Annotated in this window: 21 protein-coding genes and 3 tRNA genes; 10 read left to right on the forward strand and 14 right to left on the reverse strand. The window is 68.6% G+C overall.

The features are described 5' to 3' along the window. Positions 1–31 precede the first annotated feature (31 nt). Positions 32–1,006 carry a DAK2 domain-containing protein gene (locus QFZ52_RS09300; protein ID WP_307497335.1) on the reverse strand — a complete coding sequence of 325 codons (975 nt, stop codon included), beginning with the start codon at positions 1,004–1,006 and terminating at the stop codon, positions 32–34. A 22-nt stretch (positions 1,007–1,028) separates the two neighbouring features. After that, positions 1,029–2,087, reverse strand: coding sequence for a thiamine-phosphate kinase (gene thiL, locus QFZ52_RS09305; protein WP_307497336.1), 1,059 nt, complete (start codon positions 2,085–2,087; stop codon positions 1,029–1,031). 142 nt (positions 2,088–2,229) lie between these two features. On the opposite strand from thiL, the gene QFZ52_RS09310 reads away from it, so the two are divergent. The 3 genes from QFZ52_RS09310 to QFZ52_RS09320 all read left to right on the forward strand — a co-directional run bounded on the left by QFZ52_RS09310 (position 2,230) and on the right by QFZ52_RS09320 (position 4,176). Next, a complete protein-coding gene (locus tag QFZ52_RS09310; protein ID WP_307497337.1) occupies positions 2,230–2,763 on the forward strand; it encodes a DUF3515 domain-containing protein in 534 nt (177 codons plus the stop codon). Positions 2,764–3,203: 440 nt separating this feature from the next. After that, a complete protein-coding gene (locus tag QFZ52_RS09315; protein WP_307497338.1) occupies positions 3,204–3,812 on the forward strand; it encodes a hypothetical protein in 609 nt (202 codons plus the stop codon). Positions 3,813–3,828: 16 nt separating this feature from the next. Further along, the gene (locus tag QFZ52_RS09320; RefSeq protein WP_307497339.1) at positions 3,829–4,176 is read left to right on the forward strand and encodes a hypothetical protein; all 348 of its coding nucleotides are present in this window, start codon (positions 3,829–3,831) and stop codon (positions 4,174–4,176) included. A 36-nt stretch (positions 4,177–4,212) separates the two neighbouring features. Here QFZ52_RS09320 and QFZ52_RS09325 read toward each other — a convergent pair whose 3' ends face one another. The 5 genes from QFZ52_RS09325 to QFZ52_RS09345 form a co-directional block, all read right to left on the reverse strand. Beyond that, a complete protein-coding gene (locus tag QFZ52_RS09325) occupies positions 4,213–5,343 on the reverse strand; it encodes a D-alanine--D-alanine ligase family protein (protein WP_307498699.1) in 1,131 nt (376 codons plus the stop codon). A gap of 54 nt (positions 5,344–5,397) precedes the next feature. Then, positions 5,398–6,462: an NAD(P)H-dependent glycerol-3-phosphate dehydrogenase gene (locus QFZ52_RS09330; protein ID WP_307497340.1), complete on the reverse strand. Its 1,065-nt coding sequence runs from the start codon at positions 6,460–6,462 to the stop codon at positions 5,398–5,400. Then, positions 6,459–7,238 (reverse strand): lysophospholipid acyltransferase family protein, encoded by a 780-nt coding sequence (locus QFZ52_RS09335; protein ID WP_307498700.1) that lies wholly within the window; start codon positions 7,236–7,238, stop codon positions 6,459–6,461. The genes QFZ52_RS09330 and QFZ52_RS09335 overlap by 4 nt, the downstream gene beginning before the upstream one ends. A 36-nt stretch (positions 7,239–7,274) precedes the next feature. After that, positions 7,275–8,597, reverse strand: a complete 1,323-nt coding sequence (murA, locus tag QFZ52_RS09340; RefSeq protein ID WP_307498701.1) for a UDP-N-acetylglucosamine 1-carboxyvinyltransferase — start codon at positions 8,595–8,597, stop codon at positions 7,275–7,277. Between the two features lie 109 nt (positions 8,598–8,706). After that, positions 8,707–9,933 carry an ROK family protein gene (locus QFZ52_RS09345; RefSeq protein WP_307497341.1) on the reverse strand — a complete coding sequence of 409 codons (1,227 nt, stop codon included), beginning with the start codon at positions 9,931–9,933 and terminating at the stop codon, positions 8,707–8,709. 232 nt (positions 9,934–10,165) lie between these two features. On the opposite strand from QFZ52_RS09345, the gene QFZ52_RS09350 reads away from it, so the two are divergent. The 5 genes from QFZ52_RS09350 (at position 10,166) to QFZ52_RS09370 (ending at position 16,814) form a co-directional block, all read left to right on the forward strand. Next, positions 10,166–11,458, forward strand: a complete 1,293-nt coding sequence (locus QFZ52_RS09350) for an ABC transporter substrate-binding protein (RefSeq protein WP_307497342.1) — start codon at positions 10,166–10,168, stop codon at positions 11,456–11,458. Continuing rightward, complete coding sequence (locus tag QFZ52_RS09355; RefSeq protein ID WP_307497343.1) at positions 11,455–12,357, forward strand: carbohydrate ABC transporter permease; 903 nt, start codon at positions 11,455–11,457, stop codon at positions 12,355–12,357. The genes QFZ52_RS09350 and QFZ52_RS09355 overlap by 4 nt, the downstream gene beginning before the upstream one ends. Further along, on the forward strand, positions 12,357–13,265 hold the full coding sequence (locus QFZ52_RS09360; RefSeq protein ID WP_307497344.1) for a carbohydrate ABC transporter permease: 909 nt from the start codon (positions 12,357–12,359) through the stop codon (positions 13,263–13,265). The genes QFZ52_RS09355 and QFZ52_RS09360 overlap by 1 nt, the downstream gene beginning before the upstream one ends. Positions 13,266–13,314: 49 nt before the next feature. Then, entirely contained in the window at positions 13,315–15,021 is a 1,707-nt protein-coding gene (locus QFZ52_RS09365; protein ID WP_307497345.1) for a glycoside hydrolase family 13 protein, read from the forward strand. 74 nt (positions 15,022–15,095) lie between these two features. Then, positions 15,096–16,814, forward strand: a complete 1,719-nt coding sequence (locus tag QFZ52_RS09370; protein WP_307497346.1) for a glycoside hydrolase family 13 protein — start codon at positions 15,096–15,098, stop codon at positions 16,812–16,814. 124 nt (positions 16,815–16,938) lie between these two features. Here the strand turns inward: QFZ52_RS09370 and leuD are convergent, their stop codons facing one another. After that, on the reverse strand, positions 16,939–17,538 hold the full coding sequence (gene leuD / locus QFZ52_RS09375; protein WP_307497347.1) for a 3-isopropylmalate dehydratase small subunit: 600 nt from the start codon (positions 17,536–17,538) through the stop codon (positions 16,939–16,941). A gap of 33 nt (positions 17,539–17,571) precedes the next feature. Next, positions 17,572–19,023, reverse strand: a complete 1,452-nt coding sequence (gene leuC / locus QFZ52_RS09380; RefSeq protein ID WP_307497348.1) for a 3-isopropylmalate dehydratase large subunit — start codon at positions 19,021–19,023, stop codon at positions 17,572–17,574. A 133-nt stretch (positions 19,024–19,156) separates the two neighbouring features. On the opposite strand from leuC, the gene QFZ52_RS09385 reads away from it, so the two are divergent. Further along, the gene (locus tag QFZ52_RS09385) at positions 19,157–19,876 is read left to right on the forward strand and encodes an IclR family transcriptional regulator (protein ID WP_066210786.1); all 720 of its coding nucleotides are present in this window, start codon (positions 19,157–19,159) and stop codon (positions 19,874–19,876) included. Between the two features lie 15 nt (positions 19,877–19,891). Then, the gene (locus tag QFZ52_RS09390) at positions 19,892–20,431 is read left to right on the forward strand and encodes a DUF1697 domain-containing protein (RefSeq protein WP_307497349.1); all 540 of its coding nucleotides are present in this window, start codon (positions 19,892–19,894) and stop codon (positions 20,429–20,431) included. 190 nt (positions 20,432–20,621) lie between these two features. Here QFZ52_RS09390 and QFZ52_RS09395 read toward each other — a convergent pair. The 5 genes from QFZ52_RS09395 to gltX form a co-directional block, all read right to left on the reverse strand. Beyond that, positions 20,622–20,697 (reverse strand) — tRNA-Glu (locus tag QFZ52_RS09395). A 102-nt stretch (positions 20,698–20,799) separates the two neighbouring features. Further along, positions 20,800–20,872 (reverse strand) — tRNA-Glu (locus tag QFZ52_RS09400). Between the two features lie 65 nt (positions 20,873–20,937). Further along, positions 20,938–21,009 (reverse strand) — tRNA-Gln (locus tag QFZ52_RS09405). Between the two features lie 115 nt (positions 21,010–21,124). Next, on the reverse strand, positions 21,125–21,979 hold the full coding sequence (locus tag QFZ52_RS09410) for an HAD family hydrolase (protein WP_307497350.1): 855 nt from the start codon (positions 21,977–21,979) through the stop codon (positions 21,125–21,127). Positions 21,980–21,987: 8 nt separating this feature from the next. Then, positions 21,988–23,505 carry a glutamate--tRNA ligase gene (gene gltX, locus QFZ52_RS09415; protein WP_307497351.1) on the reverse strand — a complete coding sequence of 506 codons (1,518 nt, stop codon included), beginning with the start codon at positions 23,503–23,505 and terminating at the stop codon, positions 21,988–21,990. Between the last annotated feature and the right edge of the window lie 117 nt (positions 23,506–23,622).

Raw genomic sequence — 23,622 nt, forward strand, 5'->3', positions numbered from 1 at the left:
CCGCGGGCACGCGTGCGTTCCGCCGTCCCATTCAGGACTCGCGGGGGGCGGCGAGCTCCGACAGGGTGACGTTGGCGGGCTCGCCCAGGGCGTTGATCAGTTCGAGCACCGGGGCGGGATCCGCCGCGTGCACGTGGACGCGCCAGCGGTAGCTGAGTTCGCCTTCCTGCACATCGACGCCGTCGCGGTGCCCGGACACGGCCTTCACCGGCGAGATGATGACGGACTCACCGATCTCGTCGAGGCGCTGGCGCAGGGTGGCGGCGTCCAACGGCGACAGCTCGATGGTGCACATGACCTCGTAGCCGTCATCGGCGGGCATGTCGCCGTGGATGTGCGGGAATTCGGTCTGGTAGCCGTGCAGCTCGTCCCAGGCCGTCTCGCTCGTCTGCGTGCCCAGGATGGTGCCGCGCAGGCAGTCCAGGACCAGGAGGAACCCGACGGCGCCGGCGTCCACCACCTGGGCCTGACGCAAGGCGCCGAGCTGCTCCTCCGTGCGGACCACGGCCTGCTGGACCGTCTCCACCACGTGGTTCAGGGACTGGGCGAGGGCCAGATTGCTGTCGTCACCGTTGAGAGCGGAGTCCATCTCCTCGGCGGCGTCGGCGGCGGCCGCGAGAGCCGACAGCATGGTCCCTTCCACGGGCTCGCTCAGCGCGGACCAGCAGCGCATCCGGGCCCGCCGCAGACCGGAGGCCAGCAGGGGGGCGCTGAGGCGGGTGTGGCCCTGCACGGATTCCGCGAGCGCGGCGAGGAAGACGGCCAGGAGGGTGCCGGAGTTCCCGCGGGCGTTCTCCATCGCGGCGCCCGCGGCATCGGCGAGCACGACGCCGACGTCGTTGCCGACCGGGTATTCCTCGGGGCCGATGGCGCGTGCCGCGGCCCGGAGGGTCAGATAGAGGTTGGTTCCGGTGTCGCCGTCGGCCACAGGGAAGATGTTGATGGCATTCAGACGGTCGCTGTGATTGCCCACCACCTGCTCCGCGGTGCAGAGCCAGCGCCTCATCGCCTGAGCGTTGGCGGCAATCTTATGGTGCCCCAAAGTGATCCCATCCTCGCGTCGCGTGCCCTGCTGCATCCCCGTCACCGTTGCGGATCCGGGAACCGTGTTCCTGTCCAGGCGGGGTGGGCACCACTGAGCCTATAACAGTGAAGCTGTCCGGCACGGGACCGTTTCCTGGGAAAGTGCTGAGGAGGCAGAAGTCCTCTCCCCCGCCCTGAATCCACGCCCGGAGCAGGTTCTCCGCGGATTCGCCGGACCCCGGCACGGCGGCCAGGAGTTCTGCCGCGGGGCGCAGTTCCGGGCCGAAGACGGCCAGCAGGAGAGGGTCGAGTTCGAGGGTGACCCCGCTCGCCCGGGCAAGCCGCCCGGAGTCCTTCAGCAGCCCGTCCGAGACGTCCATCATGGCCGTGGCGCCCGCTGCCAGCGCCTCGGCGCCACTGCCGAGGGGCGGGCACGGCCGGCACTGGGCATCCATCAGCTCGCGCTGGTCAGGCGTGAGATCCCCCACGAGGACGGTGCTCTCCAGGAGGGACCAGCCGGCGGCGGCACGGCCGGGCTTCCCGGCCACCGCGACGACGTCCCCGGCCGTGGCCCCCGAACGCAGACCGACTCTCCCGGCCACCTCACGGCCCATCGCCGTGGCGGTCACCGAGATCTCCCGGCCACGGCCGAGATCACCCCCGACGACGGCGACCTCCGCTCCCAGCGCGCGCACGGCGTCGTGCACTCCGCGGGCGAAGTCCTCCACCCAGGCGACCGGCGTCTCCGGGGGCAGGGTGAGACTGATGAGAAGCGAATGGGGCTCCGCGCCCATGGCGTTGATGTCACTCAGGTTCTGGGCCGCGGACTTCCACCCGACGTCGTGGCCGGTGCTCGCATAGCCGTTGTTCCAGCGCAGGCGGAAGTCCTGGTCCTGCGTCTGGGTGTCGATCGAGACCACCACGGTGCCGCCCGGTGCGGCGACCACGGCGGCGTCGTCCCCGGGGCCGAGGAGCGTCGCAGGGCCCTGCGGCAGGAGGGGGAAGATCCTCGCGAGGAGGCCCGACTCCCCTACGGTGGCGACGGTCGGCTGGTTCTCTGGCACACGGCAACGCTATCCAACTTCCGCCCGGGAGCGTCAACCGCTCCCGGACCGGACCTGTCATCCGGTGCGGGAAGTGCGGACGGCGCCACCGCGCGACCGTCTCCTGACAAGGGCTCCCAGCGAAGCTCGGTAGGCTGGTGCCATGCGTGTCTCCCGTCCTGCCCCGCGGTCCGCGGCCCGGAAGCTCCCGAAACCGGCGGCCCTGCTGGCCCTCTCGCTGGGCTCCGTGCTGGCCCTGAGCGCCTGCTCTCCCGCCGTCGACGTCACCCCGGCCAAGGATGCCGCCAACCCGGATTGCGCGCCCATGATGGTGGCGCTTCCGGACAAGATCGGCGACGCGGCGCTGCGGAAGACGAATGCTCAGGCCACGGCGGCCTGGGGCGACCCGTCCCTGGTGATCCTACGCTGCGGCGTCACCCCACCCGGTCCCACGAAGGACCGCTGCGCCACCGTGAACGGCGTGGACTGGGTCATCAAGGAGGGCGAGAAGGGCAACCCGATCTACACCCTGACCACGTTCGGCCGGACCCCTGCCGTGGAGGTGCTCCTGGACCCGGGGAAGATCTCGTCCGCCACCGTGCTGGCCGACCTCTCCGCCCCCGCGAGCAAGATCAAGGCCACCAAGAAGTGTGTGGGCCAGGAGGATCTGCAGAACCTCCCGGGCAGCGGCAAGTAGGCGGTTGCCCGACGGGGAAGCCCCGACGGCGAGGGCCCCCACCGCGGAGAAGTTCAACATCTGCTTGGTGCCGAAACCTTGACCGCCGAATCAGGCGGAGCACCAAAGAGCGGAAGCGCATAGCGGAGCCTCGTTCTACGGAATCGTCAACGCCGTCACTCGCTCCCGCACGATCGAACTACGGCTTTCCTGAGCAGAGATCGGCACCACACCAGAGCTTGCGCCAAACGAATATTGACTGCCCCGAGGACCTGGTCCGCGAGCTCGATGGCGCAGGCTATTTCGCATGCTGGTGAGATCTCCAGTCGAACTGAGACATGGGCAGTTACCGAGAAATGAACTTGCCCCGCCCTTCTCCTCCCTGGAAACGTCGGTGACCCTTCACCAAACCGACCTTGATCAAGAGGAGCTTGATGCCATCCCTGTCTAAGAAGCTCGTGATGACTGCAACGATGGCCCTGCTGGCTCTTGGCGGGACGGCGACTGCCGCCAATGCGGCCGCAGGCGATCCACCAGTGGTCAAACAGGTCGACGCCTCGATTGAGACGGTCACCACCACGTCGCTCCGGCCGACGTCCGAAGCGCTGGACCAGGCAAAAACAGTTGTCGACCAGAAACGACAGGCCGACCCGGCACTGTTCACCAGGAAAACTGCCATGATCCTCGCCTCGCCGGCGACCACGGCTTACCTCAAGAAGTTCGACTACGCATCGCTGACAGACCAGAGCGACATTCTGGCAGCATCCATGCCGACCGAGGCTCTACAGGGCTTCACTCAGATGCTGGACACGAAAGCCATCGAAATGGCGGTGGTGCGAACCGATGACGGCTACACCACGGTGATGACCGTGCATAAGGCCTCCGGCGTAGGTCCACAGGACCGTGGAAATCTCCCACAGTGCCCGCCGGCATGGGCGGCCTTCTGGGCCTGGTTTGCTACGAATGCCGCAGTTTGCGGCCCAATGGCAGCGATGCCAGTGGCGGCGTTCGCGTGTGCTGCCGGATTCGCAGTTGGAGGGACCATTATCGATTTCAATGAGGGCTGCTGAAGGGAGGAATGCTGTCATGAGTGTTAAAGATCAATACTGGCTGTCCGTCAGCGCTCTTCTCTCTGCCACCGTCTTCGTGGTCGGTGGAGCTCCGGCGCCCATGATCTTCTTCCTCGGTGCCGTGATCATCCTGGGACTACTTTTCACTGGCCTCATATTCGGGCAGTTGAAACGGGTCAAACCGAAGAAGGGAACAGGCTCCGCGGTCCTTCCTCTCCTGGGATTCATGGTCATCCTGTATGCAGCCATCCTGCTACGAGGCACCACCATCTCGTTCGTTGCCACCCCCGTCCTCGCAATCGTGATGGGCACGGGCAGTTTCATCTGGGCACACAAGAGGGGCCCATTCATCCATCAGAACTGAGGACGGACGCGACGCTCGACTGGCAGAGCCGAACCGTCAGCGCAGCCCGGTCTTGCGGTGCAGCGCCAGGTGGATGAGCTCGTCGATCAGCTCGGTGTAGCTCAGGCCCGTGGCGGCCCACATCTGCGGGTACATGCTCTTGGGGGTGAAGCCGGGCAGCGTGTTGATCTCGTTGATGATGAACTCGCCGTCCGGGGTGTAGAAGAAGTCCACGCGGCTCAGTCCCTCGGCGCCGATCGCGTCAAAGGCGACGCCCGCCAGCTTCCGGACCTCGGCGATGGCCTCCTCCGGCAGGTCTGCCGGGCAGCTGAGCGACGCGGCGTTGTCCACGTACTTCGCCTGGAAGTCGTAGAAGGAGTGCTCCCCCACGGCCACGGCGATCTCGGCGGGCAGCGAGGCGCGCGGTTCGTCGGTGTCCCGGCCTTCCAGCACGGCGCACTCGATCTCCCGGCCCACGATCCCGGCTTCGATCACGAGCTTCGGATCGTGCCTGCGGGCCTCCTCGATGGCGGCGTCCAGATCCTCCACGCAGTCCACCTTGGAGATGCCCATGCTGGACCCGGCACGGGCGGGCTTGACGAAAACGGGGAACCCGAGGTCCTCCACCCGACGGCGCACCCCGGCGGGGTCGCGGAGCCACTGACGGTCGGTCACGGCGACGTACGGTCCGACCTTCAGCCCGGCGGCTTCGAAAACGACCTTCATGAAGTGCTTGTCCATGCCGATGGCCGAGGCCAGCACGCCGGCTCCCACGTAGCGGGTGTCGCTGAGCTCGAGCAGACCCTGGACCGTGCCGTCCTCGCCGAAAGGCCCGTGCAGGAGCGGGAAGACCACGTCCACCTGTCCCAGCTCCGTGGGGACCTGATCGGGCGCCGCCACGATCAGCTGGTGCTCTCCGCCGATCTCGGCCAGGGCCACGGTGGCCTCCCCGGGGGTGACCTCGGGCAGCGCGTCAGCCGTGAGGGACCACTGGTCGAGGTCCGCCTCGGGCAGCACCCACTGGCCCGTCTTGGCGATGCCGATCGGGATCACGTCGTACTTCTCCCGGTCGATGGCTCCCAGGACGCCCGCTGCGGTGACACAGCTGACGGCGTGCTCACTGGAGCGTCCTCCGAAGAGGACGGCGATGCGGGGCTTCCGGGCGTCAGTCACAGTGGTTCCGTTCAGGTTGTCGAAGGAGCGGTTCGTCGAAGGTGCGGTTCGTGGGTCTGAGCGGCCGGCTCAGTAGCCGTCCTCGGACTTCAAGGAGCGGTTCAGGAGCAGCGGGCCCAGATCCTCGACAGCCAGCTTACCGGCGAGCACCGCCACGACGGCGGCGGTGATGGGCATCTCGACGCCCTGGCGCGCCGCCAGCTCCTGCACGGCGTCCGCGGACTTCACACCCTCCGCGGTCTGGGTCATGCGCTCCACCACTTCATCCAGCGTCAATCCCTGGCCGAGCAGCTTGCCGGCCGTGTGGTTGCGGGAGAGGGGCGAGGCACAGGTGGCCACGAGGTCGCCCAGACCCGCCAGGCCGGCCAGGGTGTGTGCTTCGCCGCCCAGCGCCAGCGCCAGGCGGGTGGTCTCGGCGAGGCCGCGCGTGATCACGGAGGCCTTGGTGTTGTCCCCCATGTCCCGGCCCTCGCAGATGCCGACGGCCAGGGCGATGACGTTCTTGACGATCCCGCCGATCTCCACCCCGACCACGTCCGAGCTCATGTACGGGCGGAAGTACGGCGCCGTGCAGAGTTCCGCGACGCGCTGCGCCATGGCTTCATCCGCGCACGCCACCACGGAGGCGGTGGGTTCCTCCCGCGCGATCTCCATGGCCAGGTTCGGACCGGAGAGCACCAGGATCTGGGAAGCGGGCGTCCCCCACTCCTGGGCGATCACCTCGCTCATCCGCTCATCCGTGCCACGCTCCAGGCCCTTCATGAGGGAGACCACCAAGGCGCCGGGCGCCACGGCGTCCTTCCAGGCGCGCAGCTGCTCGCGCAAGGACTGCGCAGGGACCGCCAGCACGACGACGACGGCGTCCCGCAGGGCCTCGACGGCACTGTCCGTGGCGCGCACCGCGTGCGGCAGCGGGATCTGCTGCAGGTAGCGGCTGTTGCGGTGCTCGCGGTTGATCTCCTCCGCGGCCTCGGCACGCCGGGCCCAGAGCACGACGTCCCGGGGTTCGCCCGCCGCGAGGGCGGCGTCGCCCAGGACCTTCGCGAAAGTGGTCCCCCAGGATCCGGCGCCCATGACGGCGATCTTCTCCACAGCTGCCTTTCCCGGTGCGGTGGCGGTGTCGTGAGCGCTCACGCGGCGCCGCCGTCGTCGTTCTTCGGGGCCGGAGCGGCGCCCGTCGGGTCGAGCCGGCCCGTGGCGCTCTGGCCGTGGGCGGCCGGATCCCAGCGCTCGGCCGGCGCGGGCTCCTGCCGGAGCTCCGCGACCAGGGCGGTCACGGCGTTCATGATGCGCGTGGTGGCCTCGGTGAGCACGGTCTTGGTCATGGGCTTGCCGCGCAGGTCCTCCAGGTCCACCGGCGGGCCGACCACCACCCGTACCGTCTTCCGCGGGAAGACGTGGAGCTTCTTGGCGTAGCGCGGGAAGAGCTCCTGGGCGCCCCAGTGGCCGATCGGGACCACGGGCGCACCGGTCTGCAGCGCCAGCCGCGCTGCGCCCGTGTGCCCCTTCATGGGCCACAGATCGGGGTCACGCGTCAGGGTGCCCTCCGGGTAGATGATGATGGAGCCACCGGCGTCCACCACCTCCTGCGCCACCTTGAGCGAGTTGTTCGCTCCGGCGGTGGTGCGCTCCACCGGGATCTGCCGCGAATTGTGCAGCAAGCGTCCGAACACCGGGATCTTGAACAGACTCGCCTTGGCCAGGAAGTGCGGCGGGCGCTTGGCGTTGTAGAGCATGTGCCCCACCACGACCGGATCGATCTCCGTGACGTGATTGGGCGCGGCGATGAAACCCCCCTCGGGCAGGTTCTCCAGGCCTTCCCAGCGCTTGGAGAGCACCAGGTTGATGAGAGGCCGGAGCACACCGGCCAGGAAGGCGAAGGTGGCCCGGGTCCCCAGGCTCTCCTTCATACCGTGCTGAGTCGTCTCGTTCTTCCCCATCGGGTTCTACGCTCCGGTGAGTTCGAAATCGGCGCCGAGCCCGGCGATCTTCTCGGTGAAACGCTCATAGCCGCGCTGGATCACTTCGGTGCCGGTGACGCGGGAGACGCCCGTGGCGGCGAAGGCCGCGATCAGGTGACTGAAACCGCCCCGCAGATCCGGGACGTCGATGTCCCGTCCCACGAGCGGCGTGGAGCCGGAGATGACGGCCGAGTGCAGGAAGTTCCTCTGACCGAAGCGGCACGGCACGCTACCGAGGCATTCGCGGTGCAGCTGGATGTTCGCGCCCATGCGGGTGAGGGCCTGGGTGAAGCCGAAGCGGTTCTCGTACACGGTCTCGTGCACGATCGACACGCCGTCCGCCTGGGTCAGGGCCACCACGAGGGGCTGCTGCCAGTCGGTCATGAATCCGGGGTGCACATCGGTCTCGAGCACGAGCGGGTTGAGCTTGCCACCCGGGTGGTAGAAGCGGATGCCCTCGTCCATGATGTCCATGCCACCGCCCACCTTCCGGTAGGTGTTGAGGAAGGTCATCATGTCGTGCTGGGCGGCGCCCTCGACGAAGATGTCGCCCTGGGTCACGAGCGCGGCGGAGGCCCAGGAGGCCGTCTCATTGCGGTCCGGGAGCGCCCGGTGGTCGTAGCCGCGCAGCTCGGAGACGCCTTCGATCCGGATCGTCCGGTCCGTCTGGACGCTGATGATGGCGCCCATCTTCTGGAGCACCGCGATGAGGTCCACCACTTCGGGTTCCATGGCGGCGCCGCGCAGCTCCGTGATGCCCTCGGCACGGGTGGCGGAGAGCAGCACCTGCTCGGTGGCGCCGACGCTCGGGTAGTCGAGGGTGATCTTGGCGCCCTTGAGTCCTTCCGGCGCCGAGAGGTGGATGCCGTTGCCGGTCTTCTCCACCACGGCGCCGAACTTACGCAGGACGGCGAGGTGGAAGTCGATGGGCCGGTCGCCGATGCGGCAGCCGCCCAGGTCCGGGATGAAGGCCGCGCCAATCGCGTGGATGAGCGGTCCGCAGAGCAGGATCGGGATGCGGGAGTCACCGGCGTGCGCGTCGATCTCGGTGTGGGAGGCGTTCCTGGCGTTGGCCGGATCCAGGCTCAGATCCCCGGTCACCGGGTCCTTCTCCACCGTCACGCCGTGCAGCTGGAGCAGGCTGGTGACGACCTCGACGTCCTTGATCTCCGGGACGTTGCGGAGCACGGAGGGCTCGCTGCCGAGCAGTGCCGCGACCATCGCCTTGGGCACCAGATTCTTGGCGCCCCGCACGGAAACCTTGCCACTGAGCGGAACCCCGCCCCGGATGGTCAGCACACTACTCATCGACATCTGCCCTCGCACTTCTACGTTCGGAGCTGGGTCCCAGCTCCTCATCAAGCATAGAGCCCTGACGGCGCGCGGGCGGGACCCTGCGCCCCTGTCCCGGCGTGGATCAGACCCGTTCGGCCGGGGTCCGGCGCAGCGACGCAGGGTACACGTCCAGGGCGTTCTCCTCGACGTAATCGAGGGCGTGGCGGACGGCTCCGAGGGACACGATGCCCTCTCCCAGGGACGACACGAGCACCCGCGGCGGGGTGTGGGTGTAACGCGGCAGCTCGCGGGCGATCCCGGGCAGCAGCGCTCCCGCAGACTCGGCCACGGCCCCGGCGATGACCACGGCTTCCGGGTTCACCATGGTGCTCAGCGCGCCGATGACCCGCGCCATACGCCGGGCCACCCTGTCGAGGATCCCGACGGCGGTCGCGTCGCCGTCCGCCGCGGCCGAGAACACCATCTCCGCGCTCAGTGCGGAGGGGTCCCCGCCGCAGAGGACGCGCAAGGTGGTGTCCGCGCCGTCGTCGAGAGCTTCCCGCGCCCACTGCGCCACGTGGTGCGCGATGCCGTGCGTGTCGCCGACCCCGTCGAGGTGCTCGAGGTAGCCGAGTTCGCCGAAGCCCCCGAGCTGGCCGTGCAGGAGCCGGCCGGACTCGAGCACGCCGGAACCGAGCCGGTCGCCGGCCAGCATGACCGCGAGGTTGTCGATGCCCTGCGCGACGCCCATCCAGCGTTCGGCGAGCGCGGCGAGGTTGGCGTCATTCTCCAGGAGCACGTGCCAGCCGTGACGTTCGGAGACGATGGCCCGGACGTCGAAGGACCGCCAGAACTCCTGGACGGTGAGGACGTTCCCGTCCCGGCCGACCGGGGCCGCCACGCCCACCGACACCGCGAGCACCGAATCGGCCGCCACGCCGGCGTCGGCGAGCGTCTGGGCGGCGAGGCGGTCCAGGACGTCCGCTCGTTCGTCGGCGGCGACGTTGTCGGCGCGGAACGGCAGGGTCACCTGGGACAAAGGGGTTCCGGCCATGTCCGCCACGATGGCAGTGATCTTGTTGGCGCCGATGTCGATGCCCAGGACACTCGCGGCACGGTCATCGAAGACGAAACGGCGGGCCGGGCGGCCCTTGACGTAGTCGCCCGCGTCCCGCTGGTTCCCCAGCTCGCGGAGCCAGCCGAGCCGCACGAGTTCGTCACAGATCGAGATGACGGTGGCCCGGGAGAGACCGGTCCCCGCCATGAGTTCAGTGCCCGTGAGGACCCCGGCGCCGCGCATGGCCTGCAGCATGGCTCTCGCGTTGATCCTGCGCACCACCTGGGTCGAAGGCGCGGTCTCGCTCATCATCGACGCCCACACTCCTTCTGCCTGCGAGGCCCGTCCGCGGGCCTGCTCTGAAATCTAGCTCATGAATCGAGGTGGCGAAACACGTCACGACCGCCCTTGACGGCGTGAGCCGGGTCACCTCTATACTGTCGATAGGTTATAAATTTACCTCCTATCTAAACTCGCCCGGCAACTCTCAGAAGGACTCTCCCGCCCGGCGCCTGCGGCTCGGCCGCACGACGAAAGGACAACGGTGTCTGTGAAACCGACACGGGCCAAGCGCACGGCGGGGCTGGCGCTGAGCCTCGCCCTGCTGGGCGGCCTGCTCTCAGGGTGCGCGAGCGACGGCGGGACGGAGACCATCCGTTTCACCTTCAGCAAGCGCGAAGCGATCCCCTTCATGACCAAGGTGGTCAACGAGTACAACGCGTCCCAGAACAAGACGCGGGTGGTGCTGGACACCTCGGGCGTGGACGTGGTCTCGGCGAGTTTCGTCCGCGGCAACCCGCCGGATCTGATGCTGGCGAACTACAACACCGAGGTCTCGCGGTTCATCGACCGCTGCGCGCTCAGCGATCTGAGCGGGACGGCCGCCGCCGGTCAGATCCGCCAGGACTACCAGCCCTTGCTGGATCAGTATGGGCACTGCGAGGGACGCCAGAGCGCACTCCCCTACTCCGTCATGGCGTCCTCGGTCATCTACGACAAGAAGATCTTCGCCGCCCACCGCATCGCCGTGCCGAAGACCTGGGATCAGCTGCTCGCGGCCTGCGAAGCACTCAAAGCCTCCGGCGTCACTCCCTTCCAAGCGACCATCATGGACAACTGGACGGTCGGCCAGGGCTGGTTCGACTACGCGGTGGGCGGCTCGCTCAACTTGGTGGACTTCTACCAGCGGCTCGCGGCCGAAGGCGACACGGTGGGCACGACGTCCACGACGTCCTTCTCCCAGGCGTTCACCGCGCCGATGGACCGGATGCAGCAGCTCCTGAAATACGCGAACAAGAACGCTTCAAGCCAGACCTACGGCGACGGCAATCTCGCCTTCGCCCAGGGCAAGGCGGCCATGTACCTGCAGGGGCCGTGGGCCTTCAGCGAGATCGCCAAGACGGCGCCCGATCTGGAGCTCGGCACCTTCCCCCTGCCGATGACGAACAACGAGAAGGACCTGGCCGTGAGGGTCAACCTGGACCTGGCGGCCATGGTGCCCCAGGCCTCGAAGCACCAGGAGGCCGCCCGGGCCTTCCTGGACTACCTCTACAAGCCCGAGCACATCCAGGCCTACAACGACTCCCAGCTGGGGTTCACCCCGCTCAAGGGCGCGGCACCGCCGAAGGACCCGCGGGTCGCCGGGATGATCCCCTATGTCGACCAGGGCAAGGTCTACCAGGGCCCCTCGGTGCTCATCCCGAAGACCATCCCGGTCTTCAACTACGCCCAGGCGATCGCCCTCGGCGCCGAGCCCGAAGCCACCCTGCGCACCCTCGACGCCGACTGGGCCCGGCTCGCGTTCCGGGCGCCGGCCACGAAGGAGAAGACGAAATGAGCACCTCCACCAGCGCCGCAAGGCGCACGGTCCGGCGCGGCCGGCGTCGTGTCGAACCCGTCTACTGGCTCTTCCTGCTGCCGAGCCTCGTCCTGTTCACTCTGGCCATCACGGTCCCCGGCATCATCGGCATCACGTTCAGCTTCACCGACTCCATCGGCGTCGGTGACTGGAGCTTCAACGGCCTGACGAACTACATCGCCCTGTTCAGTGACCCGGCCATCCTGCAGAGCTACCTGTTCACGTTCGGCTTCTCGATCGTCACTGTGCTCGTGGTGAACGTGATCGCCTTCCTCCTGGCGATCGGTCTCACCGCGCGCATCCGTTTCAAGACCGGGCTCCGCACCGTCTTCGTGATCCCGATGGTCATCTCCGGCATCATCATCGCCTACGTCTTCAACTTCCTGTTCTCGAACTCGCTGCCCGCCGTCGGCTCCGCCACAGGCGTGACCTGGCTCCAGACGAGCCTGCTCGCCAACCCGGACCTCGCCTGGGTGGCGATCGTGGCCGTCACCGCCTGGCAGGCCATCCCCGGCACGCTGCTCATCTACATCGCCGGGCTCCTCTCGGTCCCGGGCGACGTCTACGAAGCGGCCGATCTGGACGGCGCCAGCAAGACGCAGCAGCTCCTGCGGGTGACCATGCCGCTCGTGGCGGGCTACGTGGTCATCAATGTCATCCTCGGCTTCAAGGGCTTCCTGAACGCCTACGACATCATCAAGGGCCTCACCGACGGCGGCCCGGGCACCTCGACCCGCAGCATCGCCATGAGCATCATCGCCGGATTCAACGGCGGCGATTACGGCTACCAGATGGCCAACGCGACGATCTTCTTCGTCGTCGCGGTCCTCATCTCCCTGCTCCAGCTCTCGCTGACCCGCGGAAGGAACGCACTCTGATGTCGACACAGACGCTTCTCACCCCCGAGGCTTCCGCCACCGACGGCGAGCGCGGCCGCGGCCTGGGCCGCACGCCCCGTGTCCGATTGGAACGGGTCAACTGGCCCGCCACCGTCCTGCTCCTGCTCTGCGCGGTCACCGTGCTCCTGCCGCTCTACGTCACCCTCTCGATGGCGTTCAAGACCGGGGCGCAGGCCGTGGACGGCAACGCGTTCTCCCTGCCCGCGCCGTTCTCGGTCGACGGCTTCGTGCAGGCCTGGAATCTGACGAGCTTCCCCGTGGGGGCCGGGGTCAGCCTCCTGGTGACCGCAGGCACCGTGGTGCTCACCATTGTGCTCTCCGCGTTCACGTCCTATGCGATCGTGCGCAACTGGGACCGCAAGGTGTTCCGCTACTCGTTCTACTACCTGCTGGCCGCGATGTTCATCCCGTTCCCCGTGGTGGCGCTGCCGCAGATCCAGCTCACCGGGCTCTTGCACCTGGACAACCCGCTGGGAGTCATCCTGCTGGCGAGCATGTTCCAGCTGAGCTTCAGCGTGCTCCTGTTCACCGCGTTCCTTCGGTCGATCCCGCTCGAACTCGAAGAGAGCGCCCGGATCGACGGGGCGAGCACCTGGGTCACCTTCTGGCGCATCATCTTCCCGCTGCTCGCCCCCATGAGCGCCACGGTGGGCATCTTCGCGTTCCTGTACGCGTGGAACGACTTCATGATGCCGTCCCTCATCATCTCGGATCCGGCACTGCAGACCCTTCCGGTTCGGCAGAACCTGTTCCAGACTCAATTCAGCAACAACTACAACGTGTCGTTCGCGTCTTATCTCATGGCGATGGCTCCCGCGATCGTCGCCTACCTGTTCACGCAGCGCTGGGTCATGGCGGGCGTCACCCAGGGCGCCGTCAAGGGCTGACGCCCACTCCGCCGCATCCGTCACACCGACTTCCCCGAGGAATCCCCCCATGGCAGCAGAACCCGTCCTCCTCCCCGAGGCCACCTGGTGGCGTCAGGCCGCCGTCTACCAGATCTACCCCCGCTCTTTCGCGGACGCCAACGGCGACGGCATCGGCGATCTGCGCGGCATCATCTCGCGGGTGCCGTACCTGGCCGGCCTGGGGATCGACGCCGTGTGGCTGAGTCCCTTCTACCCCTCGGCACTCGCGGACGGCGGCTACGACGTGGCGGACTACCGCGACATCGACCCGCGGATCGGCACGCTCGAGGAGTTCGACGAGATGGTGACGGCCCTGCACGCGGCCGGCATCCGCGTCATCGTGGACATCGTGCCGAACCACTCCTCGGACGAGCACGCGTGGTTCCGGGAGGCCCTGGCCTCGCCCCGCGGCTCCGCGGCCAGGGAGCGGTACCTCTTCCGGGACGGGCTGGGTGAGCACGGGGAGAACCCGCCGTCGGACTGGGACTCGGTGTTCGGCGGCCCCGCCTGGGAGCGCATCACCGAACCGGACGGGACGCCGGGCCAGTGGTACCTGCACACCTTCGCCAAAGAGCAGCCGGACTTCAACTGGGACAACCCGGAGGTCCGCGAGGACTTCCTGAGGACCCTGCGTTTCTGGTCCGATCGCGGCGTGGACGGCTTCCGCGTGGACGTGGCGAACCTGCTGGTGAAGGACCTTCCGGAGACGCTGCCCAGCCGCGCGGAACTGGAGGCCCTGGACCGCGACTCCGGCACGCACCCGCTCATGGACCGGGACGAGGTGCACGAGATCTACGCCGACTGGCGCGCCGCGTTCAACGAGTACGACCCGCCCCGCACCGCCGTCGCCGAGGCCTGGGTCGACTCGCCGGTTCGCCGCGCGAAGTACGCCTCGCCGGACGGGCTGGGCCAGGCCTTCAACTTCGATCTCCTGACCGCGGACTTCGACCCGGAGGCGTTCCGGCGGATCGTCACGGAGAACCTCGCCCAGTCGGCGACCACCGGCTCCTCCTCCACCTGGGTGCTCTCCAATCACGACGTCACCCGCCACGCCACCCGCTATGGGCTGCCGCCGCTGGGCGACCGCAAGGGCGTGAAGCAGGGCATCGAGTGGATGATCGCCGGGGCGCCGGCCGACGGCGTCGATCCCGCGCTCGGCCTCGCCCGGGCCCGCGCCGCGACGCTCTTCCTCCTGGCCCTGCCCGGCAGCACCTACCTCTACCAGGGTGAGGAGCTCGGGTTGCAGGAGGTCGGTGATCTGCCGGCCGAGGCGCGGCAGGACCCGGCCTACCACCGCTCGGTGCACCAGCCGGCCTGGTCCTACGACGGCCTGGGGCGCGACGGCTGCCGCGTGCCCCTGCCCTGGACGTCGTCCGGACCGTCGTTCGGCTTCGGGCCGGGCGGCGCCCATCTGCCCCAGCCGGCGTGGTTCGGCGCGTACTCGGTGGAAGCCGAGGACTCGGATCCGGCGTCGACCCTCCATCTGTACCGCACGGCTCTGCGCCTGCGCAGCACGCTGCAGGGCGCCGAGACGCTGGACTGGGTGGAGACGCCCCCTGCAGCGCTCGGCTTCACCCGTCCCGGCGGCTGGCTGACGATCACCAACTTCGGCCAGGAACCCGTGGACCTGCCCGTGGGAGAGCTGCTGCTCGTGAGCGCGCCCGCGGAGAACGGCCTGCTGCCCGGCTCCGCGACCGCCTGGCTGCGTGTCCCGGGCACCGCGGCCTCGGCCTGACCGCCTTCATTCCCGTTCCCGGCCCGGGTGACCCCTCGGCCGGGAACACCCCCGACCTTCCGACAAGGAGCATTGTGAGCACCACCGCCCCCGAGGCACAGCACCGCGACGCCGACCACCTGAGCGACCCCGACTGGTGGCGCCAGGCGGCCGTCTATCAGATCTACCCGCGCAGCTTCGCCGATTCCAACGGCGACGGCATCGGCGATCTGCCCGGCATCACGTCCAAGGTCGGATACCTCAGGGAACTGGGGGTCGACGCCGTCTGGCTGAGTCCGTTCTACCCCTCAGCGCTGGCCGACGGCGGCTACGACGTGGACGACTACCGCGACGTCGACCCCCGGCTGGGGACGCTCGCGGACTTCGACGACATGGTCGCCGCGCTCCACGCAGCCGGCATCCGTCTCATTGTGGACATCGTGCCGAACCATTCCTCAGACCGCCACGCGTGGTTCCGGGAGGCACTGGCCTCGGAGCCCGGCTCGCCTGCCCGCAACCGGTACATCTTCCGCGACGGCAAGGGCGAGCACGGCGAGCTGCCCCCGGCCGACTGGGATTCGGTCTTCGGCGGGCCCGCCTGGGAACGCATCACCGAACCGGACGGCACTCCCGGCCAGTGGTACTTCCACCTCTTCGCCAAGGAACAGCCCGACTTCAACTGGGACAACCCCGAGGTGCGTGAGGACTTCCTGAAGACCCTGCGCTTCTGGTCCGACCGCGGTGTCGACGGCTTCCGCGTGGATGTGGCGCATGGGATGGTGAAGGACTTCTCCGAGCCGATGCCGTCCAAGGCGGACCTCCAGGCACTGAACACCGGCACGGACGGGTTCGTGGACGGCTCCCACCCGTTCTGGGATCGCGACGCGGTGCACGAGATCTACGCCGAGTGGCGCACGGTCTTCAACGAGTACTCCCCCGCCCGCACGGCCGTGGCCGAGGCCTGGGTGCACCCGGACCGCCGAGCCCGGTACGCGAGCCCGGAGGGACTGGGCCAGGCGTTCAACTTCGACCTCCTCCAGGCGGACTTCCGGGCCGACGACTTCCGTGCGGTCATCACGAAGAACCTCGCCGAGGCAGCGGCAAGCGGCGCCTCCTCCACGTGGGTCTTCTCCAACCACGACGTCGTCCGGCACGCCACACGCTACGGGCTGCCAGAGTCCGGCCCGGCGGAGTCCGGCGCCATCATGGCGAACGCCGGCAAGTCCTGGCTGCTCGACGGCGGCGACCCCGCCGCGGTGGACGCCGCACTCGGCCTGCGACGCGCCCGCGCCGCAACGCAGCTCATGCTCGCCCTGCCGGGCTCGTCCTATCTGTACCAGGGCGAGGAGCTCGGGCTCCAGGAAGTCGGTCAGATCCCGGACTCGGAGCGGCAGGACCCGTCCTTCTTCCGGAACCCCGGCGTGGAGATCGGCCGCGACGGCTGCCGCGTCCCCCTGCCCTGGACGTCGTCCGGACCGTCGTTCGGATTCGGGCCCGGCGGCTCCCACCTGCCCCAGCCCGCGTGGTTCGCGGACTACTCGGTGCAGGCGGAGGAAGCGGATGAGGACTCCACGCTGAGCTTCTACCGCAAGGCCCTGGCTCTCCGTGCCGAGCTCCAGGGCGCCGAGGACCTCGAGTGGCTGCCCACTGAGGAGCCCTCGGTGCTCGCCTTCCGGCGTCCCGGCGGCTGGATCAGCGTCACGAACTTCGGCGACGCTCCGGCCACGCTCCCGGACGGCGAGGTGCTGCTGAGCAGTGCCCCGCTCAAGGGACACACCCTCCCGGGCGCGACCACCGCCTGGCTGCGGGGCTGACCAGCCGCACACCGGCTGACGCACCCAGCACACGACGACGGCGGCCCCTCCCGCAGGAGGGGCCGCCGTCGTCGTGCGTCACGTCAGTCCTGGCCGGCTGCGCGGCCGTTCAGCACGCTCCCGTTCAGCTTTTGGCGGGGAGCGTCTTCGGCTTGAAGGACGGCCGCGTCGCCTCGTAGGCGGTGATGTCCTCTTCGTGCTGCAGGGTCAGCCCGATGTCATCCAGGCCTTCCAGCAGGCGCCAGCGGGTGTAGTCGTCGATCTGGAACGGCGCCACGACGTTGCCGCATTCCACGACCTTGGACTGCAGGTCCACGCGGATCTCGGTGCCCGGCGCGTTCTCGAGGACCTTCCAGATCAACTCGATGTCGTCCTGCTCCAGCACAGCGGCCAGGAGGCCCTGCTTACCGGAGTTGCCGCGGAAGATGTCGGCGAAGCGGGAGGACAGCACGGCCTTGAACCCGTAGTCCTTGAGCGCCCAGACGGCGTGCTCGCGGGACGAACCGGTGCCGAAGTCGGGCCCGGCCACCAGCACGGAACCGCGGCTGAAGGGCTCCTGGTTCAGGATGAAGTTCTCATCCTTGCGCCAGCCCGCGAACAGCGCGTCCTCGAAGCCCGTCCGGGTGATGCGCTTGAGGTAGACGGCGGGGATGATCTGGTCCGTGTCGACGTTGCTCTGACGCAGCGGGACGCCGATGCCGGTGTGGGTGGTGAATTTTTCCATCGTGTGCTCCTGGGAATTCGTGTCGCGGCGGGCTCAGGCGGCGGCGGTGCCGGCGTCTTCCTGTGCCAGGGGTTCCAGATCCGACGGGGAGCTCAGCGTCCCGCGGACCGCGGTGGCGGCGGCCACCACGGGCGAGACCAGGTGGGTGCGCCCACCCTTGCCCTGACGGCCTTCGAAGTTGCGGTTGGACGTGGACGCGCAGCGCTCGCCCGGGGCCAGCTGGTCCGGGTTCATGCCGAGGCACATCGAGCAGCCCGCGAAGCGCCACTCGGCGCCGAACTCCTTGAAGACCTTGTCCAGGCCGATCGCCTCCGCCTCCAGGCGGACGCGGGCGGAGCCGGGGACCACCATCATGCGGATGTTGGGATCCTTGCGGCGGCCACGGATGACGTCCGCGGCGGCCTGCAGGTCCTCCAGGCGGGAGTTGGTACAGGAGCCGAGGAAGACCGTGTCCACCCGGATGTCCTTCATCGGGGTGCCGGCTTCCAGGTCCATGTACTCCAGGGCGCGGCGCGCGGCGGCCTTCTGGTTCTCGTCACCGAAGGACTCGGGGTCCGGGACGGCCTGCGAGAGAGAGACGCCCTGGCCCGGGTTGGTGCCCCAGGTGACGAACGGCTCGAGGGTGTCGGCGTCCAGGAACACCTCTTCGTCGAAGACGGCGCCCTCATCGGTGTGCAGGCTGTTCCAGTACTCGACGGCGGCGTCCCAGTCGGCTCCTTCGGGAGCGTGCGGGCGGCCCTTCATGAAGTCGTACGTGGTCTGGTCCGGCGCCACCATGCCGGCGCGGGCGCCGGCCTCGATCGACATGTTGCAGATGGTCATGCGCGCTTCCATGGACAGCGCCCGGATGGCGGAGCCGCGGTATTCCAGGACGTAGCCCTGCCCGCCGCCCGTGCCGATCTTGGCGATGACCGCCAGGATGATGTCCTTCGAGGAGACGCCCGGCTTCAGGGTGCCCTCCACGTTGATGGCCATGGTCTTGAACGGCTTCAGGGACAGCGTCTGCGTGGCCATGACGTGCTCGACCTCGGAGGTGCCGATGCCCATGGCCAGCGCGCCGAACGCGCCGTGCGTGGAGGTGTGGGAGTCGCCGCACACCACGGTCATGCCGGGCTGCGTCAGGCCGAGCTGGGGGCCGACGACGTGGACGATGCCCTGTTCCTTGTCACCCAGCGAGTGCAGGCGGACGCCGAACTCCTTGCAGTTGGCGCGCAGCGTCTCGATCTGGGTGCGGCTGGTGGGGTCCGGGATCGGCTTGTCGATGTCGATCGTCGGGGTGTTGTGGTCCTCGGTGGCGATCGTCAGATCCGGGCGGCGCAGCGGACGGCCGGCCAGGCGCAGGCCCTCGAAGGCCTGCGGGGAGGTCACCTCGTGCACCAGGTGAAGGTCGATGAAGAGGAGATCGGGCTGGGCGTTGACTCCTTCGCCCTCGCCTTTACGCACGATGTGCGCGTCCCAGACCTTCTCGGCCAGTGTCTTCGGCATGGCCTTCTCCCTTCATTGCGCGGGCCGGTGGCCCCGCGGTGTGCTGATGCTGTATTTCAACTGTTCCAGCCCGCACCGGAGAGTGCCAGCGAAATGATTTGCATCTCAGATATTGAGACGGCAATATCATTGTATGGACACTTCAAGTGGCGTCGGCGTCATCGACAAAGCGGCTCAGGTTCTCGACGCTCTCGAGGCCGGACCGACCACCCTGGCACAGCTGGTCGCTGCCACCGGACTCGCACGCCCCACCGTGCACCGGCTCGCCCTCGCCCTGGTGCACCACCGACTGGTGAGCCGCGACATGCAGGGCCGCTTCGTGCTCGGCAGCCGCCTCGTCGAGCTGGCCTCCGCCGCGGGTGAGGACCGCCTGATCGCCTCCGCCGGCCCGGTGCTCCTCCAGCTGCGGGACGCCACCGGCGAGTCCGCCCAGATCTTCCGCCGCCAGGGCGAGTGGCGCGTGTGCGTCGCGTCCGCCGAGCGCCCCGTCGGCCTGCGGGACACCATCCCCGTCGGCACCCAGCTGTCGATGAAGGCCGGCTCGGCCGCCCAGGTGCTGCTCGCCTGGGAGGACCACGACCGCCTGCTGGAGGGTCTGCAGAACGCCCGCTTCACCCCCACCGTCCTCGCTGGCGTACGACGCCGCGGCTGGGCTCAGAGCCTCGGTGAACGCGAGCCGGGGGTCGCCTCAGTCTCGGCCCCCGTGCGCGGGCCGTCCGGCCGCGTGATCGCCGCCGTGTCGATCTCCGGACCGATCGAGCGCCTCACGCGCCAGCCGGGCCGGATGCACGCCGAGGTCGTCTGCAACGCCGGGCGACTGCTCACCGAGGCCTTGCGCAAGGGAAACGACTGAGGCACGGTTGACGTCATGACCGAGCCGCACCGCTACGCCGTCTTCCTCCGCGGGATCAACGTGGGAGGGATCAACATCCGGATGGCGGATCTCAAGGCCTGCCTGAGCGAAGGGCCCTTCCGGAACGTGAAGACGCTGCTGGCCACGGGCAATGTGATCCTGGAGGCGGATGCCGGGCCGGATGTCGTGAAGAAGGCCTGCGAAGACGCCCTGCGGGCCCGGTTCGGCTACGACGCCTGGGTGATCGTCACGGACCGCGAGGAGATCGACCGGATCGTCGAGTCCACCCCCTATCCGGCCGACGACCCGGCCCAGCACTCCTACGTCACCCTGGCCAGCGACCCCACGGTGCTGGACTCCCTGATCGAGGCCGCCTCGGCCCTCGGTCCCACGGGCATCGTCCGCCTGACACCGGGTGCCATCGCAACCCAGGTGGCCGTGGGATCCAGCACGGACGCTCCCGTCTCCAAGCTCATGGCACGGGCCGCCTACAAGCCCTACACCACGACCAGGAATCTCCGGACGCTCCTGAAGGTCCAGGCCGCCCTCGCCTGAGAGCCGCGCGTCGGTGACGCCTCGCACCCACACCCCCACGACCCCCACCCGCTGAGTTCGGGGGGTTCGTTGCGAGCGCGGTGGCTGCAACCCGGGTATTCGAAACGAACCCCCGAACTCGGTGAACAGCCAACAGCCGAACAGGCTTAAACGCAAGAATCCCCGGCCCATGAGGACCGGGGATTCTTCGTGGTGACCCCAGCGGGATTCGAACCCGCGTTACCGCCGTGAGAGGGCGGCGTACTAGGCCGCTATACGATGGGGCCGAGCACTTGCGGCTCTTGTTCCGGAGAACAACGCCGCACCGATTATCGTCTGCGAACAGACGTGAAGACCATCCACCCGGCATGCCGCGTGAATGGATTCCGTGACCCCAGCGGGATTCGAACCCGCGTTACCGCCGTGAGAGGGCGGCGTACTAGGCCGCTATACGATGGGGCCAGTACTTTTCGGAGGATCAGAGAGAACTCGACCTTCCGGCTGTTTTTCCCGAAGGAAATCCTGCGCTGGGATACCAGGACTCGAACCTAGAATGACGGTACCAGAAACCGTAGTGTTGCCAATTACACCATATCCCATCGGCATTTCAGGGCATTCGCCGGTTCCCACTTGCGGTTCACCGTGCCCCTCAGCACGAGTAATTACTTTACCTGCTCGCCTGGCCGCTGACAAATCGGCGGCCGGAGCGGTGGATCACACCGCGTCACCGACGCTCAGGGACTCCCTCGCCGGGTCGTCGAGACCGAGCAGAGCCGGCACCTCGGACAGGGAACGGATGGTCAGACGCTCCCCGGCAGGCCGCACGAATCCGGGCACGGGAGAGTTCCCGGAGCTGCCGCTCCCGGGGATCCCGCGATCCAGGTACACGCCCTTCAGCCCGGCGGCCACGGCGCCGTCGTGGTCCACCACCGGGTTGTCCCCCACGTACCAGCACTCGGCCGGCGGAACGGCCAGCTGGCGCGCGCCCTCGTGGAAGATGGCGGGGTCGGGCTTGGTCACGCCGAGGGTGTCGGTCCCCACCACCACGGCGATGCGGGACAGCCCGGCATAGCCCAGCTTGGCCCGCTGGAAAGCCTCCACGTTGTTGCTGACCGCTCCATACGGGATACCGTGCACGTCGAGGAAGTCGAGCACGGGCAGCACGTCCGGGAACGGGGTCACCCCGGACTCGGCGAGCTCCGCGAACCGGACGACCCAGCGCAGGGCCAGCTCGTCGTCGACCCTCAGACCGAGCGGTTCCGCCGCCCGGTGCAGCCGCAGGATCCGCATGGACCGGAAGTCCAGCCGGCCGGTGAGGTAGTCGTCGTAGGCGCCGGTGACGTCCTGCACGAAGTGCTCACTGAACGCCAGCCAGCGACGGCGGGCCTCGGCGTCGTGCGCGGAAAGCCCCGCGCCGTCCGCGGCAGGCACGCCGGAACCCAGTCCCAGAGACGCCAGCGCCCCGGGCGGCAGGACCTCGAGGAGGCTGCCGCCCAGGGCGCGGGTCATGGCGGAGGCCAGGTCCACGAGGGTGTCATCGATGTCGAACAGGACTCCCGTGGGGACCATGGCGCGCCTCAGCGGGTGGCGCGGAAAGCGCGGAGGCGGGCCAGGGAGGAGTCCTTCCCTAGGATCACCATCGACTCGAACAGCGGCGGGGAGATCCGGCGGCCGGAGAGGGCCGTGCGGACCGGCCCGAAGGCCAGGCGGGGCTTGAGGCCCAGGCCGTCCACCAGAGCGCCTCGCAGGGCCTCCTGGATGGTCCCGGCGTTCCAGTCCTCCAGGGCGTCCAGCGCGTCGACCGCGGCATCCAGCGCCTCGCCGGCGTTCTCCGGCATGCCCTTCAGCGCGTCATCCGCGACGTCGATCGCGTCGTCGGCCTTGAAGAGGAAGGCAAGCATCTCCGGGGCCTCGCCCAGCAGGGTGATGCGCTCCTGGACCAGCGGCGCGGCTTCGGTGAGGATCTCCTCCTCGCGACCGGTGAGGGTCTCCCCCACCAGGCCCGCGGCGCGCAGGTACGGCACCAGGCGGTTGCGGAAGTCCTCGGCGCCGAGGAGACGGATGTGCGTGCCGTTGATGGCGTCCGCCTTCTTCTGATCGAAACGCGCCGGGTTGGCCAGCACGTCGTGGATGTCGAAGTTCTCCACGAGCTGGTCCACCGTGAAGATGTCCTCGTCGGCGGAGAGCGACCAGCCGAGCAGGGCCAGGTAGTTCAGCAGACCCTCCGGGATGAAGCCGCGGTCGCGCTGCAGGAAGAGGCTGGACTGCGGGTCGCGCTTGGAGAGCTTCTTGTTGCCCTCGCCCATCACGTACGGCAGGTGGCCGAAGAGCGGCATGTACTCGGCGACGCCGATGGCGTAGAGCGCGCGATAGAGCGCGATCTGGCGCGGCGTGGAGGACAGCAGATCCTCGCCGCGGAGCACGTGCGTCACGCCCATGAGCGCGTCGTCCACCGGGTTCACCAAGGTGTAGAGGGGCTGGCCGTTGGCGCGGACCACCACGAAGTCCGGGACGGAGCCCGCCTTGAAGGTGATCTCGCCGCGCACCAGGTCGGTGAAGGTGAGGTCCTCGTCCGGCATGCGCAGGCGCAGCACGGGCTCGCGGCCCTCCGCCTTGAACGCCGCCACCTGGTCCTCGCTCAGCTCACGGTCGAAACCGTCGTAGCCGAGCTTCGGATCGCGGCCTGCGGCACGGTGCCGGGCCTCGATCTCCTCCGGGGTGGAGTAGGACTCGTAGACGTGCCCGCCGGCGACCAGCTTGGCGATGACGTCCTGGTAGATCTCACCGCGCTGCGACTGGCGGTACGGCTCGTGCGGGCCGCCGGTCACGACGCCTTCATCCCAGGTGATCCCAAGCCACGCCAGGGCCTCGAGGAGCTGCTGGTAGCTCTCCTCCGAGTCGCGCTGCTGGTCCGTGTCCTCGATGCGGAAGATCATCTTGCCGCCGGTGTGGCGGGCGTAGGCCCAGTTGAACAGGGCGGTGCGGATCAGGCCGACATGCGGGGTGCCCGTGGGAGACGGGCAGAAGCGTACGCGGACAGGCGTGGTGTCATCGACGCTGGGGATTTCGGAGCCAAGGCGTTCAGCGGTAGTCATAGTGGTTCTAACTTTACGACTTTCCGGGAGCATCCCACGGACGCCGCGGCTCAGTCCGGACAGCGCGACGGCGCGTCGCGGCTTCCGCCGCCACGCGCCGTCGTGACCGTACAGGCC

This window comes from Arthrobacter woluwensis, from assembly GCF_030816155.1.
Taxonomy (GTDB): Bacteria; Actinomycetota; Actinomycetes; order Actinomycetales; family Micrococcaceae; genus Arthrobacter_E; species Arthrobacter_E woluwensis_A.